The sequence below is a fragment of the Mucilaginibacter sp. genome (assembly GCF_039925265.1).
GTDB lineage: Bacteria > Bacteroidota > Bacteroidia > Sphingobacteriales > Sphingobacteriaceae > Mucilaginibacter.
In genome coordinates, this window is sequence record NZ_JBDSZG010000060.1 from 35,807 (window position 1) to 50,842 (window position 15,036).

Genomic DNA, 15,036 nt, shown 5'->3' on the forward strand with positions numbered 1-15,036 from the left:
TGATCTATATTCCGTCTAACCTGCCTTTTAAGTTGCTTGGGTTCCACTTGGTATAGTTCTGCTAAATCTGCATCGAGCATCACTTTCTGTTCACGCCAAATAATAAATTGGGTTCAGCATTATTTCCTCTGGCACCGTAAGCGGAGATAGTTCGTTACTCATCGTTGTGCAATATAATTGTTTATCCTGTTTTGTGAATTAAAAATGTGATGTCAATTATGAACTTGAGTTCGCAAATTGCGACTTCAAACAGAAAACTTTCAACTGAAACTACATTCCCCAAAAAGCATGACTTTTTTTCCACTATTCACCAATCCCCTTAATTCCCCTTGAAACTTTTCGCGCATTGCAACGTCTAATAAATCAAATAGTTACAGGCGCTGCCAAAATACCCGCTCAAATAACCCTATATTGGCATAGCGCTTGAAACAGTATATTTGTATATATAAAACTGGTAGTTAACCCCTATTTAATGCGCAGGATGTTTCCGGCGGCTGACAATATGACGTTGCGCTATCATTAAACAAGGTGATTAATGACTTTCGATCCGTTTGATTTTAAAAATACTGCTGCTATAAACGAAGATTCCGAGTTCTTTCCGCTGATGTCGTCAGAGGATGAGGAGGAGATGAATAACGAGCAGGTTCCCGAAATTTTACCCATACTTCCGCTTCGCAATACCGTTTTATTCCCCGGTGTGGTAATTCCTATTACCGTAGGCCGCGATAAATCTATCAAGCTCATCCGCGATGCCAACAAAGGCAAGCGCCTTATTGGCGTAGTGGCACAACAGGATGTAAGTGTAGAAGACCCTAACTTTAGTCAGCTTCACCGCGTGGGCACCATCGCCCTCATCATTAAAATGCTGCAAATGCCCGATGGTAACACCACCGTGATACTGCAGGGTAAAAAGCGCTTTATTTTAAAGGACGAAGTACAAAGCGAACCCTACATTAAAGCTACACTGGAGCCATTTAAAGAGATAAAACCGAAAGAAGATAAAGAATTTAAAGCCATGGTATCGTCTGTAAAAGATATGGCCATGAATATCATTCATCTTTCGCCGAATATCCCGAGCGAAGCGGGCATTGCTATCCGTAATATCGAGAGCACCAACTTCCTCATCAACTTCATATCATCCAATATGAACGCGGATATGGCAGCCAAGCAAGACCTGCTGGAAACCGCCAGCCTGCGCGACAGGGTGAACATGGTATTGGAGCACCTTACTTTAGACCTGCAAATGCTGGAACTGAAGAACCAGATCCAAACCAAAGTACGGGTTGATTTGGACAAACAGCAGCGCGATTATTTCCTGAACCAGCAGCTAAAAACCATACAGGAAGAGCTGGGCGGCACCTCTCCCGACCTGGAGATAGAGAACCTGCGCCAGCGTGCCTTAAAGAAAAAATGGAGCAAGGAAGTTAAAACACAGTTTGCCAAAGAGCTGGAAAAACTTGCCCGCACCAACCCCGCCGCGGCGGATTATTCGGTGCAGATAAACTATCTGGAGTTGTTGATCGATCTGCCATGGAACGAATTTACTAAAGACAACTTCGACCTTAAACGCGCCCAAAAGGTGCTGGATAAGGACCATTTTGGCCTTGATAAAGTAAAACAACGCATTATAGAATACCTTGCCGTGCTCAAGTTGAAGCACGATATGAAAGCGCCTATCCTTTGTTTGGTTGGCCCTCCGGGGGTTGGTAAAACTTCACTGGGTAAATCAATCGCCAAGGCTTTGGGGCGTAAATATGTGCGTATGGCCCTTGGCGGCGTGCGCGATGAGGCCGAAATTCGCGGTCATCGCAAAACCTATATCGGCGCTATGCCGGGCAGGATCATCCAGTCGGTAAAGAAAGCCGGCGCGGCCAACCCAGTATTTATTTTGGATGAGATAGATAAGGTAAGCAACGATTTCCGTGGCGACCCATCTTCCGCCCTTTTAGAGGTGTTGGACCCTGAACAGAACGCTACTTTTTATGACAACTACGTGGAGATGGATTTTGATCTGTCTAACGTTATGTTCATCGCTACCGCGAATTCTTTGAGCAGCATTCAACCCGCATTGCTGGATCGTATGGAGATCATTGAAGTGAACGGTTACACCATCGAAGAAAAGGTAGAGATAGCCAAACGCCATCTGGTACCCAAGCAGCGCGAAGCCCATGGTTTGAACGCCAAGCAGGTAGTGATCAAAAACGAGATAGTAGAACGGCTGATAGAAGATTATACACGCGAATCGGGCGTACGCGCGCTGGAAAAGAGAATTGGCTCGGTAGTCCGTGGCGTGGCCAAAAACATTGCCATGGAAGAGGAATACAACCCGGCGGTGAATAAAAAGGACGTGATAAAAATATTAGGCGCTCCTTTTTATGATAAAGACCTTTACGAAAACAACGACATAGCCGGTGTAGTGACAGGCTTAGCCTGGACATCCGTTGGTGGCGATATCCTGTTCATCGAATCGAGCCTGAGCCCGGGTAACGGCAAACTTACCTTAACCGGTAGTTTGGGCGACGTAATGAAGGAATCGGTAACCATTGCCTTAGCTTATTTAAGGGCACATGCCGCCGCTTTCGATATCAACCCAAAACTGTTTGAGCAATGGGATGTGCATGTGCACGTACCGGCTGGCGCTACCCCCAAGGATGGCCCATCGGCTGGTGTTACCATGCTTACCGCACTGGTTTCGGCATTTACGCAGCGCAAACTAAAAGCACATTTAGCCATGACGGGCGAGATCACCCTGCGTGGCCGTGTGCTGCCTGTAGGTGGTATCAAGGAGAAGATCCTGGCTGCTAAACGCGCCAATATTAAAGAGATCATCCTTTGCAAATCCAACCAGAAGGATATCCTCGAGATCAAAGAAGATTATATCAAGGACTTGAAATTCCACTACGTTACCGATATGAAGGAAGTAGTTGAACTGGCTTTGCTGAATGAGAAAGTAAGCAACGCGCTTGACCTTACGGTGAAGGAAAAAGAACCTGCAAAACCGGCGGTAAATTAAAAACGCCTTAAAATAAATGGAGAGCAGCACAAATTGTGCTGCTTTTTTTGTGTCTGCTTTTTGGGGTAACTATCGCTGTAAAAAAGGCAATAACAATAATTAACAATTAATGCCGGGGTCGTTCCAAAAAATAGATTATCTTCATGGCGCTTAAACCAGTTTATGATAAAATTTCTACGCCCCAGCATACTCATTTTACTCGCCGCTTTTTCGCTTAATGCCAGTGCGCAAAAAATTTCGCAAACAGATTCGCTTAACAAGGTTTACGCCAATAAAAGGGCTCAAAGCGTTTATTTTGAGGGATTAGGCGCCGGTGGCGTATACTCCTTTAATTATGACACCCGTTTTAAAAAGCGGCAGGATGGGCTGGGCGGCCGGGTTGGTATCAGCTATTTTTCCGAAAATGATGACAGGCTTTTTACCATACCCGTTGTTATCAACTATTTGTTGGGTAAAAATGGCAAGTATTTTGAAATTGGCGCTGGCGCTACGTTTTTCCACTACAGTTCTTACAGCTCTAACACCTTTTTTGGCAATAGCAATAGCTATTACGATTACATCAATTACCCGGTGGATTACAGCTATGAGCGCCACTCTCAAGTTGGGGCATTCGGCTCGCTTAATTTTGGTTACCGTTACCAACCCGCCGATGGCGGCTTTAGCTTCCGTGGTGGGTTCAGCCCTATATTTTCATCGCACGCTTTTGTGCCCTACTGGCCTTACTTAAGTTTTGGTTATTCATTTTAAAAAATGAATAACCAAGGTAATTAGCCTTGCTTTTTCTATTTTTAGCCAAGCTTCATAATTCATTGATGAAAATTAGCTATCGGCACATTAAACTGTTATTGATACTAACACTCCTGTTCATTGCCCGGTTTTCCGTTGCGCAATCCACAGTCGCTATTGGTGGTACCGTACGCGATGATAAAGGCGAAACACTTCCCGGTGTAACAGTTTTTCTATCGGGTACAAAAGCCATTACTGCGGCCGATAATAACGGAAAATTCACCTTAAACAATATAGCGCCGGGCTCCTACACACTTACAGCGAGGTTCATCGGTTTCCAAACTTTTACGCAGGCGGTTGCGGTTACAAAGGATGTAACGCTTGATGTAAAATTACTGCCTTCTGTAAACCAGCTCTCAGAAGTGAAGATCACCGCTTATTCAGAAGAGTATTTTCAAAAATTCAGGCAGTATTTTTTAGGCACCACGTTAAATGCCGATAAGTGCGGTATCCTTAATAAGGATGTCCTCCATTTTCATTTTAATAAAGCCACCAATACACTTACGGTTACAGCCGATGATTTTTTAGAGATAGAGAATAAGGCGCTCGGCTATAAAATAAAATACCTGCTGCAGTCCTTTCAGCTTAACGATGATGAAAAGCTCTTGAGTTACCAGGGGCAAGCGTCGTTTGCAGAGCTAAAACCCGAAACGCCAAAGGAGGCGAAAACATGGAAAGAAAACCGGCAAATTGCCTACCAGGGTTCTATTTATCATTTCCTGAAATCCATTTACCTAAACAAGCTGGACAAAGACGGTTACGCAGTTTACAGCATCCGAAACAAAACAAAGCCCGGCGAAACGGACGACGGTAAAGGGATCCGCCCGAGTCGTAGGCCGCTTAAGGCCGATTCGTTAATGAAGATGATAGACGGTGATTTTAAATCTTTTAACCACTCGCAGAGTATATTTGTAGTATACACCATTTACGAGGCCGAGGGGTATTCCAATACGGATAGCGAATACAATGTAAAAATGACCACCAAATGGAACACCTTCCCCAAAGGGCAATACTCTATGCTGAACTTTTTAGCCCCCGAAATAGTGGTAGACAAGCATGGTTACTACAGCCCACCCAACGCTTTAGCCCTTGAAGGGCACATGGGCTGGGAACAAATTGCAGATCTGAACCCACTGGAATATGGCAATTAAGTGCGGTAAAATTTAACGCTTAAAGTTTCGCTGCTTTTTTTAATTTAGCGAAGCTATTTTATAACCCCTTGATGAAAATTAAACTTTTTGCTTTAGCCGCCTGCCTGTTTACAGCCTGCACTACCTTTGCACAAACCCGCGGGCACGAGTTCGGCCTTCAATCTGATAACGACTCCTTCCTGGCGCAAGGGTCTGACAAGTATTACACCAATGGCATTTTCCTGTATTACCGCAAAGCCCTGGATGCCGGCAAAAACGAAAAGCTGGGCAATAAGGTACTGGGTTTTGAGGTGGGTCAAAAACTATTCAACCCCCAATCGGCAGCTATACCTTCGTTAAATTACCTCGACAGGCCATTCGCAGGCTATTTATACGCGGGCGCATCGTTAAACCTGCTTTATAAAAGCGAAAGCAACTTAAAGTTTACCGCCAGGGTTGGCGTTGTTGGCCCGGCGTCGGGTGGCCGAGGCGCACAGGAGTTTATTCATAAAACATTCGGCTTCTACCCGCCGGAGGGCTGGGAATACCAGATCAGGAACGATGTTGAAGTAAACCTGTCGGCAGAATATAATAAACTGCTTGCACGCGGCTCGTTTATAGATGTATCTGCTGCTACTTATGCCAACCTGGGTACCGGCTTTGTTAGCGCAGGCGCGGGCCCGCTGATCCGCCTGGGGAATTTCAACCAGTTGTTCGAATCGGCAAGTACGCAAAGCACTGCCTCTAAAGGTAAAAACACGTTACTGCACCAGCATGAGTTTTTCTTCTACTACAAACCACAGGCAAACGTTATTGGTTACGATGCCACCATACAGGGCAGCATGTTTAAGGACCACCCCGAGGCTGGCACCATGGAAGTTACCAAAGATATCCGCCACTTTGTATTCAGTAATGAGTTGGGTGTAAACTATGTAAGCGGCAGGTTTGTATACGGGTTAGCGGCCATCTTCAATACAAAAGATGTAAAAAACCAGGCAAAAGCGCATCAATGGGGTTCGGCAACGTTACTGTACCGGTTTGATTAAATATCGAAGTTCTTTTTTCGATTCTCTTTTTTATCGGATTGCGCTTTTTTGTTGCCAAGGCGGGTCAGTTTGGCGGCCTTACTAATTTTCAGCTTCTTACGAATTTTGGGCCTGATAAGGGCCTTGCCTAATAAAACCATCAAGCGCTCCACCGCAATTTCTTTATTGAGATATTGGCTGCGCTCTTCATCGCATATCACCTGTACGGAGCCATCTTTGTTAAAACGGCTTTGCAGCTTTTCGTTCAGCAATAGTTTTTCCTCATCGGTAAACAGTACCGATTCGTTGATATTGAACAGCAACTCTACCTTGCTGGATACCTTATTTACGTTTTGCCCGCCTTTACCCCCGCTGCGCGATGTTTTGTAGCTGATCTCTTTTTGCAGGCTGGCCTTATCAAAATTCATGGCGCGAATTTAATAAATTAGTTGATTAGCGTATTGGAGGTGTTCCAGGCAAGTGTTTCATGCTATTTTTCGTCAATTTTAAAAATCTCAATAACTACCTGTCCATGAATAAATTAAACAGTTTACTTAACTAACAGGGGTGTTCCAAAGTGTTTCACCAAAAAACTGTAAAATACTGATTGTCAATACTGTTTTAAAAATAAGTGTTTCACTTGCAATGGTGGAACACCCCACCGGACGCCGTGCAGCTTTCTCACCCTTTCTATTTCCAATTATTAGCCAAAAACCGTAACTTCGTATCCCGATGAGCAATAACATTATAGTAGCTATCGACGGCTATTCCTCATGTGGTAAAAGCACCCTGGCCAAAGCACTGGCCAAAAAACTTCATTTTATTTACGTAGACAGTGGTGCCATGTATCGCGCGGTTGCCCTATATTTTTTAAGGAACAATGTAGATATGGCCGACCATGCCCACGTTGAGGAAGCCCTTAAAAACATCCACCTCAACTTTCACTCGCGCGATTACGAATCGCACATCACCCTGAACGACGAGGAAGTATCCGAAGAAATTCGCCAGATGCCCGTATCCGAAAAGGTGAGCGCTGTAGCGGCCTTAAAAGAGGTGCGACGTGAGATGGTGAAGCAGCAGCAGCGCATGGGCAAATCAAAAAATATCGTGATGGATGGCCGCGATATAGGTACCGCCGTTTTCCCTACCGCCCCTGTAAAATTGTTTATGACGGCCGACCCAAAAATACGCGCCGAACGACGCTACAAAGAGATCCACATCAAAGAACCTGATGTTACTTTAGAAGAGGTATTTGAGAGCCTTGCCCACCGCGACTACGCCGATACCACCCGCCTTGAAAGCCCGTTGGTACGAGCTGATGACGCCATTATACTGGATAATACCGAACTCACCCCTGAGGAGCAGCTCCAATTTGCGCTGGACAGGGTGGAACCACTTTTGAAAAGTTAAAAGTTAAAAGTTAAAAGTTAAAAGGCAATGCAACCCGAAAGCCTTTGTTTGCCCCAGTTTTAAATAAAGTCGAAAGTGAAAAGTCTTCAAAACTTTTCACTTTTAACTTTCGACTCTACTCCGCTTTCACGGCGCTAACCCCAAACTTATTCAAAAAATCAACCCCTTCGTCACTGGCGAGGCCTTTGTATTGGGCGTAAGATTTATCAAAGTAAACTTGCTTAATACCCGCAGAGAAAATAAGCCTGGCGCATGGCAGGCATGGCGATAGCGTGGTGTAAAGCGTTGCACCTTCTAAATTGGCACCGTTCTTTACGGCATACAGTATGGCGTTCTCTTCGGCGTGCAGGGCAAGCGAGCAGCTTCCTTTAGAGTCGCGCGGGCAACCCTGGTCAGGAAACTCCTCATCGCAGTTATGCGTGCCCGCAGGGGGACCATTATACCCAATAGAGATGATCCGGGTGTCCTTAGTTAAAACGGCACCTACCTGGGCTTTAACGCAGTGAGAGCGCTTAGCCAGATCGGTTGCCAGGTTCATAAAAATATGATCGAAAGTAGGTTTCATGTTTAAAGTTAATTAAAATAAGAAAGGTTAGCTATTGGATGGCTCCGTTAACTAACCTTAATTTTAAGTATTCTGAAAATTGTCTAATTCCGAAAATTCTGATTCAGACAATTAGTGTCCTCCGCCTGCTTCCAGGTTATCTACGTCGATACCCTGTTTCTTCAGTTCCGAACCAGCTTTAAAGGCAAAGAACGCCAGGTAAGCAAAGCCGATAACCGGTACGATGTATGACAAGTGGATACCGCTGGTGTCGGCCAGGATACCCTGCACCGGCGGGATGATAGAACCGCCCAGAATCATCATAATTAAGAATGCCGAACCCTGGCTGGTGTACTTGCCTAAACCGGTAACCGATAAAGAGAAGATAGACGGCCACATGATTGAGCAGCATAAGCCACCGCTGATGAACGAGAAGATGGCGATCATTCCGGTGGTCATCAAACCTATCACCATAAATATAGCGCCTAAAACGCCGAATATAGCCAGTGTGCGCACTGGTTTCTGGTTACCTATCATAAAACCGATAACCAGGATAGCTACACAGGCAGCGTAAGGGTAAAGGCTGGTAACATCGGTACCGCCAATGCGGTTAACAATAAGTACCACTGCAAATGCGACAAAAGGTATAATAACGGTTAAGGCAAACTTAGCGGTTTTGCTGAGGCTGAAAGCAGCGATAGCACCCGTCCATCGGCCTACCATTAAACTACCCCAGTATAAGGAGATGAACGGTGCGATATCCGATGCCGCGTAACCGCCAAATGCAGGTAATTCCAGCAAGGCGCCCATGTTACTCTGGATAGTTACCTCAACACCTACATAGGTAAAGATGGCCAGCATACCATAAACCAATTGCGGGTATTGCATAGCACCCCAACCCGATTTATTTTTAGTTTTAGCTGACGCCGATACCGAACCAATAAGCGAGATTAGGATGATTGCAAGAGAAGCGTATACGAAATACGATTTAGGCAATCCTGTTGCAATAGCAAGCGGGCTTGCTGCCAATATTAAAAGGAACGCGATAAAAATGATACCCAATGGCAGGTTTGCCTTGTTGCTGGGTTCTATTTTCTCGTCGCTGGTTACTTTTGGTAATTTTGATACCCAAAAGAATATTGCTACAGCTATAAACAAGCCAGCAAGAATATAGTACAGGTTATTAACCGAGGATATTTTCACTTCGGAAGCCGGGATTTTTGCAGATGCCGAACCAAATAAAACGATACTTACGATAACCGGGCCCATAATACTGCCGAAGTTATTTACACCACCGGCAAAGTTTAAGCGGTGGGTACCGGTTTCGGCGCTACCCAGGGCTACCACAAATGGGTTGGCAGCAGTTTGCTGCAAGGAGAAACCTAAAGCTATTACAAAGAATGTGAACAATATGAATGCGAACGAACCCGAGTTGATGGCTGGGATCATGATCAACGCGCCTACTGCAGAAAGCAATAGCCCGTAGATGATACCATTCTTGTAGCCGATCTTATTCAGAATATCAACCTTTGTTGCGGCAGAAGCAAAATACAGAATAAGCGAGCCTATAAAATAGCCGCCATAAAAGGTAAAGTCGATCAATTGTGACTCGAATTGCGTTAAACTAAAGTGTGCTTTACAAAAAGGGATGAAAATTCCGTTAGAAGCGGCCAAGAAGCCCCAAAAAAAGAATACAGTTACCAGCGTATACAACGCCGAGCTATTACTCTTTGAGTTGTTTTGTTCCATTGTTAAAAGAGGTTGTTAAATATTGGTGTATTTGAAGCACTAAACATAATTCATTTTTTTTATAAATGGCCGTTAATTTTTTCAAAATATAAATCACAAATTATGTTTTTGGTGTTTAACAGATAATTGTTGCATATTAGTGTCCTGATTTTTTTAACTGGATAGAAAGCAATATATACGCCTAACTTAATGATAGAAGCCATTATTTCGGGAATTGGGTTTGGATTAGTGCTCACATTTATAACCGGCCCGGTTTTTTTCGCTTTAATTAAAACCAGTATCGAAAAAGGCTTCCACGCAGGCGTAGCTCTGGCCCTCGGCGTGGTATGCAGCGATGTTGTTTTTGTGGGAGCCATCCTTTTCGGATCGCAACTGTTTACTGTAAGCCCACATACAAAAACCATGGTAGGCGTATTGGGCAGCCTTATACTCTTCGTAGTAGGCGTTTATTACCTGTTCAAAAAAAGCGACGTAAATTACAACAACACGGTACCATCTAACGTAGATCGGGCTGGGTACTTCTTCAAAGGCTTTTTAATGTGCATTTTCAACCCAACCATCCTTTTTCATTGGACGGTCGTCATCGGCGCAGCCAGTACCGTTTACCACGAGGGTGTACATGGCCGCACGTTAAAAATCGCCATCATGTTCCTAACCATCCTTATCGTACAATTCGGGCTCGACACCACCAAAGCGTTCTACGCCGATAAACTCCGCGACAAAATATCTGTAAAATTAGTGCACCGCCTCAACCAGATCGCCGGTATCGCACTCATCATCGCATCCCTTGTGCTGGTAGACAGGCTGGTTACCCATTACGTTTTTTCTCCGCCGGGTACAGAGAAACATAGCAGCTAAGATTTCCGTAACAAAACATACAATTCCTTTAATAGTTAAAAACTGCGTTGAACATCCAGAACAGGTACCCCAATTGGAAAAGATACAATTGCCCGAGAAAGTCCCCACAACTATCTAAATTGAAATAAATACAAAAAGGCGGCTAATTTAAAATTCGCCGCCTTTTTGTATTTCTCTTGATTCTTGTCTCTTGAATCTCTTACATATATGCTCTCTGGTTTTTACCTTCCATCCAGTTAACAAAGGCGCGGTTCACTACTTTGTTACCACCCGGGGTTGGGTAATCGCCGCTGAAGTACCAGTCGCCGGTGTGGCCGGGGCAGGCAATGTGCAGGTTATCTAAAGTTTGATATAAAACCTTCACTTCGCATTTAACACCTTTAGGGGTGATGATCTGCGCGATACGGTCAGAGATCTCCTGATCGGTAAACTGTTCGTAAATTGCTTTTACGTAGTTCTCCACGTCCTCTTTTGGCAGTTTAGAACTATCCTTACATTTCTGGTAAACGCCTACTATCACATCATCCTTGCCGGCATCTTTTAACAAGCTGATAGCTGCTTCGAAAGCTACAAACTCGCCCATGCGCGACATGTCTATACCGTAACAATCCGGGTAACGAATCTGCGGTGCAGATGATACCACCACTACTTTTTTAGGGCCGAGGCGGTCTAAGATCTTCAGGATACTTTGTTTTAAGGTTGTTCCGCGTACAATAGAATCGTCTAATACTACCAATGTATCATCATCATTTTTGATGAGGCCGTAGGTGGTATCGTAAACGTGCGCTACCATCTCGCTGCGGTCGGCATCCTGAGTGATGAAGGTACGCAGCTTAACGTCTTTAATAGCTATCTTTTCTACACGCGGTGCCATGCTCAGCACCTCGGTTAGCTCTTCCTCGCTTATTTTATCATCGCGGTTAAGCAATTTATCGCGCTGGTATTGTTTAATGTATTTGTGCACCCCCTCTACCATGCCGTAAAAGGCAACTTCGGCAGTGTTGGGGATGTAAGAGAACACGGTGTTCTTCATATCGTTATCCACCGCGTTCAATATTTGCGGGCAAAGCAGCCTGCCTAATTGTTTACGTTCGCGGTAAATAGAAGCATCGCTGCCGCGCGAGAAATAGATCCGCTCGAAGGAGCATGACTTTTGTTCCTTCGGCTCGCTAAACATTTCCTCGGTTATCTTGCCGCTCTTTTTAACAATAAGCGCGTGGCCGGGGCGGATCTCCCTCACTTCGTCGATAGGAATATTGAAAGCAGTTTGTATAGCTGGGCGCTCGGAAGCGGCTACTACTATCTCGTCATTATAATAATAATAAGCCGGGCGTATGCCAACCGGATCGCGCATTACAAATGCGTCGCCGTGGCCCAAAATACCGGCTATGGTGTAACCACCGTCCCAGTTCTTGGCGCTTTTCCGCAATATCTTAGCCACATCCATATCATTGGCTATTAGCTTGCTTATCTCGCGGTTATCGTCCAATCCTTCGCGTTTGTACTGGTCAAAAAGGCCCTGGTTCTCGGTATCGATGAAGTGGCCCATTTTTTCCAGCACGGTGATGGTGTCGGCTTGTTCTTTGGGGTGTTGGCCCAGGTCGTACAGTTGCTGCAGCAGTTCGTCAACATTAGTCATGTTGAAGTTACCGGCAATAACCAGGTTACGTGTCATCCAGTTGTTTTGGCGCAGAAAAGGGTGGCAGCTTTCGATGCTGTTTTTGCCGTGCGTACCATAACGCAAATGGCCCAGAAGAACTTCGCCGGTAAAGCTTACATGTTCTTTGAGCCATTCGGCATCCTGCATTTTTTCAGGCTGCTCTTTTTCTATCTCGGCAAACTTCTTCTGTATATACTCGAAGATATCGGCCACCGCGTTTGACGCCATCGACCTATGCCGGCTGATGTATCGTTTCCCGGGTTCAATATCCAGTTTAATGGTAGCAACGCCCGCGCCGTCTTGCCCGCGGTTATGCTGTTTTTCCATTAAAAGGTAAAGTTTGTTTATGCCGTACAGCGCCGTGCCGTACTTTTTTTGATAAAAGGATAACGGCTTTAAAAGGCGGATAAATGCTACTCCGCACTCGTGCTTTATCGAATCGCTCATGCTTGCTATTGAGGACGCAAAGGTAAGACTTTATCTCAATTGTGTTTAAACATATTGTCATTATAATGCATTAATATTCGCTTAACAGTTAGGCCGGTTAAACCGCGTTTAATCCAAAACTTAAACCATGCTAATGGGAAACATCAGCGGGCTATTAAAACAAAAATCTTTAATTTTGATTATGACTTACATGATGGAAAAACGATCGATCCTATATATTTTACTTGCTTTCATTATCGCAAGCTGCTCGGTTCCTAAATCAGCACAGGTTCCCGTAAAAGGCCAAAACCTTTTTACCGCCCCTATTGGCGTGCAGGCTTATACCTACCGGGCCAGTTTTGCCGCCCGGCCCGAGGCTGTATTAGACAGTGTGAAAGCGCTTGGCATTACGCAAATGGAAGGGCCGAACCCAAAAGGTGTAGACATTTACAAGTTTAAGCAGATGCTGGATAAGCGCGGCATCAGTATGCCGTCTATCGGGATTGATTATGGCTCGCTGGTAAAAGAACCATTGGAAGCGGTGCGCACCGCCGGTATATTGGGTTCTCAATTTGTAATGGTGGCCTGGCTGCCCCATGGTAAAACTTTTACGCTTGATGATGCCAAAAAAGCGGTTGCCGACTTAAACAAAGCCGGCCGCACGCTTAAAGCAAATAGTTTAACGCTTTGCTACCACATCCATGGCTACGAATTTGTGCCTTATGAGGATGGTACCCTTTTCGATTATATTGTAAAAAACACCGACCCGCGATATGTTAAGTTTGAGATGGACGTGATGTGGGCTTTCCATGGTGGCGCTGACCCAGCCAAACTGATGTTAAAATACCCAACCCGCTGGAGACTGATGCACCTGAAGGATATACGTAAAGGCGTTGCTAACGACCTCACCGGCGGAACCGACATCAAAAATGATGTAGCCCTGGGCACCGGGCAGATAGATATCCCGGAAGTATTAAAAGCCGCCAAGGCAGTAGGCATCCGCCATTATTTTATTGAGGACGAAAGCCCGGACCATGCTAAGCAGATCCCGGTGACGATAAAGTATTTGAAGAGCTTGTAGTCCGCTGATCCTAAACACATCGTCATTGCGAGGCACGAAGCAATCTCCAGATAGAAAGGTTCGCGATATGCAATGCGTTTATGCATAGTTCAGAGATTGCTTCGTACCTCGCAATGACGCGGCGGGAATAGAAATTTGATCATAAATAACCATTATGAAAATAGCAGTTGCTTCTCCCCCGTACCCGAAATCTATTGAAGACGGTCTTTATTGGATAGATAAATTATCTAAAGATGCAGCCAGCCAACAAACCACAGTAGTTTGCTTCCCGGAAACTTATCTGCCCGGATATCCCAGCTTTGCTGCGGAGAAAGCAACGCCTGAAAATATGCAAGCGGCGTTGGAGAAGGTTTGCGTGATAGCTGCACAGTATTCAATATGTATTATTATCCCAATGGATTGGTTTAAGGATGGCGAACTGCTGAATGTTGCTTATGTAATATCAAACACCGGCGAGCCATTAGGTTACCAAACCAAGAACCAGCTTGACCCATCGGAAGACAATACCTGGATAGCAGGCACGGAGCGCAGCTTATTTGAGATTGACGGCCTGAAATTCGGCATTACCATTTGCCACGAGGGTTTCCGCTACCCCGAATCGGTAAGGTGGGCGGCGCGAAATGGGGCGCAGGTGGTATTCCACCCCCATTTTACCGGCAGTGATACCGAAGGAGTACAACTCAGCGAATGGGGCGACAAACACAGCCCCTACTACGAAAAAGCCATGATGATGCGGGCTATGGAGAACACCATTTATTTCGCCAGCGTGGGCTATGCCACCAAATACCAGGAAGCTGCCTCCTGCATTATTGCGCCCGACGGGGTTTGCCTTGCCTACCAGCCTTATGGTGAGGCGGGTGTTGCCGTAGCGGAGATCGATCTGGATAAGGCGACGGGGTTATTGGCGAAGCGGTTTAAGGCGGGTTTGGTATAATTAAATTTTGGAATAAAAAGATTGGGTTACAACTATCTGCCCCACGATCTGACTATTAAATTCTTCCAATTCCTCAGCAGGCACCCAAAGCTCATTGTGGATTACTCCACCAACGTTTTGGATTTGATATTTTTTTAAATAGTCTGAAGACAGATCGAATTTTGTCACAAACCCCGAGCCGGATGCGGGTACATTCCAATCACGGGCAATTTGCGCCGCATATTCCTCGTTCATAACGGGGTAAAATATCGGCTGCTCAATTAACCTCTTTGGGAACCGCTTCCATCCCGATTCTTCTATTAGCTTAAGTTCTTGCGGGCCAACTGGCCTGTACAAAGTTTTGATTTCCATTAGTTTATCTACCTAATTCAGCTGAAAGCTGAAGCGATGCGCGTCACGAGTTAAAAACTCGCGACAGCA

13 protein-coding genes and 1 pseudogene are annotated in these 15,036 nt (G+C 45.2%); 8 read left to right on the forward strand and 6 right to left on the reverse strand.

Annotated features, from left to right (window positions below; translation table 11 throughout):
• Nucleotides 1–14: 14 nt before the first annotated feature.
• A pseudogene (locus ABIX36_RS25520) lies at nt 15–80 on the reverse strand (ORF6N domain-containing protein); the annotation flags it as partial.
• A 455-nt stretch (nt 81–535) separates the two neighbouring features.
• On the opposite strand from ABIX36_RS25520, the gene lon reads away from it, so the two are divergent.
• The 4 genes from lon (at nt 536) to ABIX36_RS25540 (ending at nt 5,975) form a co-directional block, all read left to right on the forward strand.
• Nucleotides 536–3,013, forward strand: coding sequence for an endopeptidase La (gene lon, locus ABIX36_RS25525; protein ID WP_348084995.1), 2,478 nt, complete (start codon nt 536–538; stop codon nt 3,011–3,013).
• 162 nt (nt 3,014–3,175) lie between these two features.
• Nucleotides 3,176–3,760 carry a hypothetical protein gene (locus tag ABIX36_RS25530; RefSeq protein WP_348084996.1) on the forward strand — a complete coding sequence of 195 codons (585 nt, stop codon included), beginning with the start codon at nt 3,176–3,178 and terminating at the stop codon, nt 3,758–3,760.
• A gap of 98 nt (nt 3,761–3,858) precedes the next feature.
• A complete protein-coding gene (locus tag ABIX36_RS25535) occupies nt 3,859–4,950 on the forward strand; it encodes a carboxypeptidase-like regulatory domain-containing protein (protein WP_348084997.1) in 1,092 nt (363 codons plus the stop codon).
• A gap of 71 nt (nt 4,951–5,021) precedes the next feature.
• Nucleotides 5,022–5,975: a lipid A deacylase LpxR family protein gene (locus ABIX36_RS25540; RefSeq protein ID WP_348084998.1), complete on the forward strand. Its 954-nt coding sequence runs from the start codon at nt 5,022–5,024 to the stop codon at nt 5,973–5,975.
• Here ABIX36_RS25540 and arfB read toward each other — a convergent pair.
• Complete coding sequence (gene arfB, locus ABIX36_RS25545) at nt 5,972–6,382, reverse strand: alternative ribosome rescue aminoacyl-tRNA hydrolase ArfB (protein WP_348084999.1); 411 nt, start codon at nt 6,380–6,382, stop codon at nt 5,972–5,974. The two genes, ABIX36_RS25540 and arfB, sit on opposite strands and share 4 nt — an antisense overlap.
• 304 nt (nt 6,383–6,686) lie before the next feature.
• Between arfB and cmk the strand changes: the two genes are divergently transcribed.
• Complete coding sequence (gene cmk / locus ABIX36_RS25550) at nt 6,687–7,364, forward strand: (d)CMP kinase (RefSeq protein ID WP_348085000.1); 678 nt, start codon at nt 6,687–6,689, stop codon at nt 7,362–7,364.
• Between the two features lie 115 nt (nt 7,365–7,479).
• Here cmk and ABIX36_RS25555 read toward each other — a convergent pair whose 3' ends face one another.
• Nucleotides 7,480–7,929, reverse strand: a complete 450-nt coding sequence (locus ABIX36_RS25555; protein ID WP_348085001.1) for a dCMP deaminase family protein — start codon at nt 7,927–7,929, stop codon at nt 7,480–7,482.
• A gap of 111 nt (nt 7,930–8,040) precedes the next feature.
• Nucleotides 8,041–9,657, reverse strand: coding sequence for an MFS transporter (locus ABIX36_RS25560; protein ID WP_348085002.1), 1,617 nt, complete (start codon nt 9,655–9,657; stop codon nt 8,041–8,043).
• Between the two features lie 189 nt (nt 9,658–9,846).
• Here ABIX36_RS25560 and ABIX36_RS25565 point away from each other — a divergent pair, with 189 nt between their 5' ends.
• Nucleotides 9,847–10,515, forward strand: coding sequence for a LysE family transporter (locus tag ABIX36_RS25565; protein ID WP_348085003.1), 669 nt, complete (start codon nt 9,847–9,849; stop codon nt 10,513–10,515).
• A 199-nt stretch (nt 10,516–10,714) separates the two neighbouring features.
• Here the strand turns inward: ABIX36_RS25565 and ABIX36_RS25570 are convergent, their stop codons facing one another.
• Nucleotides 10,715–12,622, reverse strand: a complete 1,908-nt coding sequence (locus tag ABIX36_RS25570) for an amidophosphoribosyltransferase (RefSeq protein ID WP_348085004.1) — start codon at nt 12,620–12,622, stop codon at nt 10,715–10,717.
• A 133-nt stretch (nt 12,623–12,755) separates the two neighbouring features.
• On the opposite strand from ABIX36_RS25570, the gene ABIX36_RS25575 reads away from it, so the two are divergent.
• Together ABIX36_RS25575 and ABIX36_RS25580 are read left to right on the forward strand one after the other, a co-directional pair.
• The gene (locus ABIX36_RS25575; RefSeq protein WP_348085005.1) at nt 12,756–13,682 is read left to right on the forward strand and encodes a sugar phosphate isomerase/epimerase; all 927 of its coding nucleotides are present in this window, start codon (nt 12,756–12,758) and stop codon (nt 13,680–13,682) included.
• A 154-nt stretch (nt 13,683–13,836) separates the two neighbouring features.
• Nucleotides 13,837–14,616, forward strand: coding sequence for a carbon-nitrogen hydrolase family protein (locus ABIX36_RS25580; protein ID WP_348085006.1), 780 nt, complete (start codon nt 13,837–13,839; stop codon nt 14,614–14,616).
• Here the strand turns inward: ABIX36_RS25580 and ABIX36_RS25585 are convergent, their stop codons facing one another.
• Nucleotides 14,617–14,967, reverse strand: a complete 351-nt coding sequence (locus tag ABIX36_RS25585; RefSeq protein ID WP_348085007.1) for a hypothetical protein — start codon at nt 14,965–14,967, stop codon at nt 14,617–14,619.
• Between the last annotated feature and the right edge of the window lie 69 nt (nt 14,968–15,036).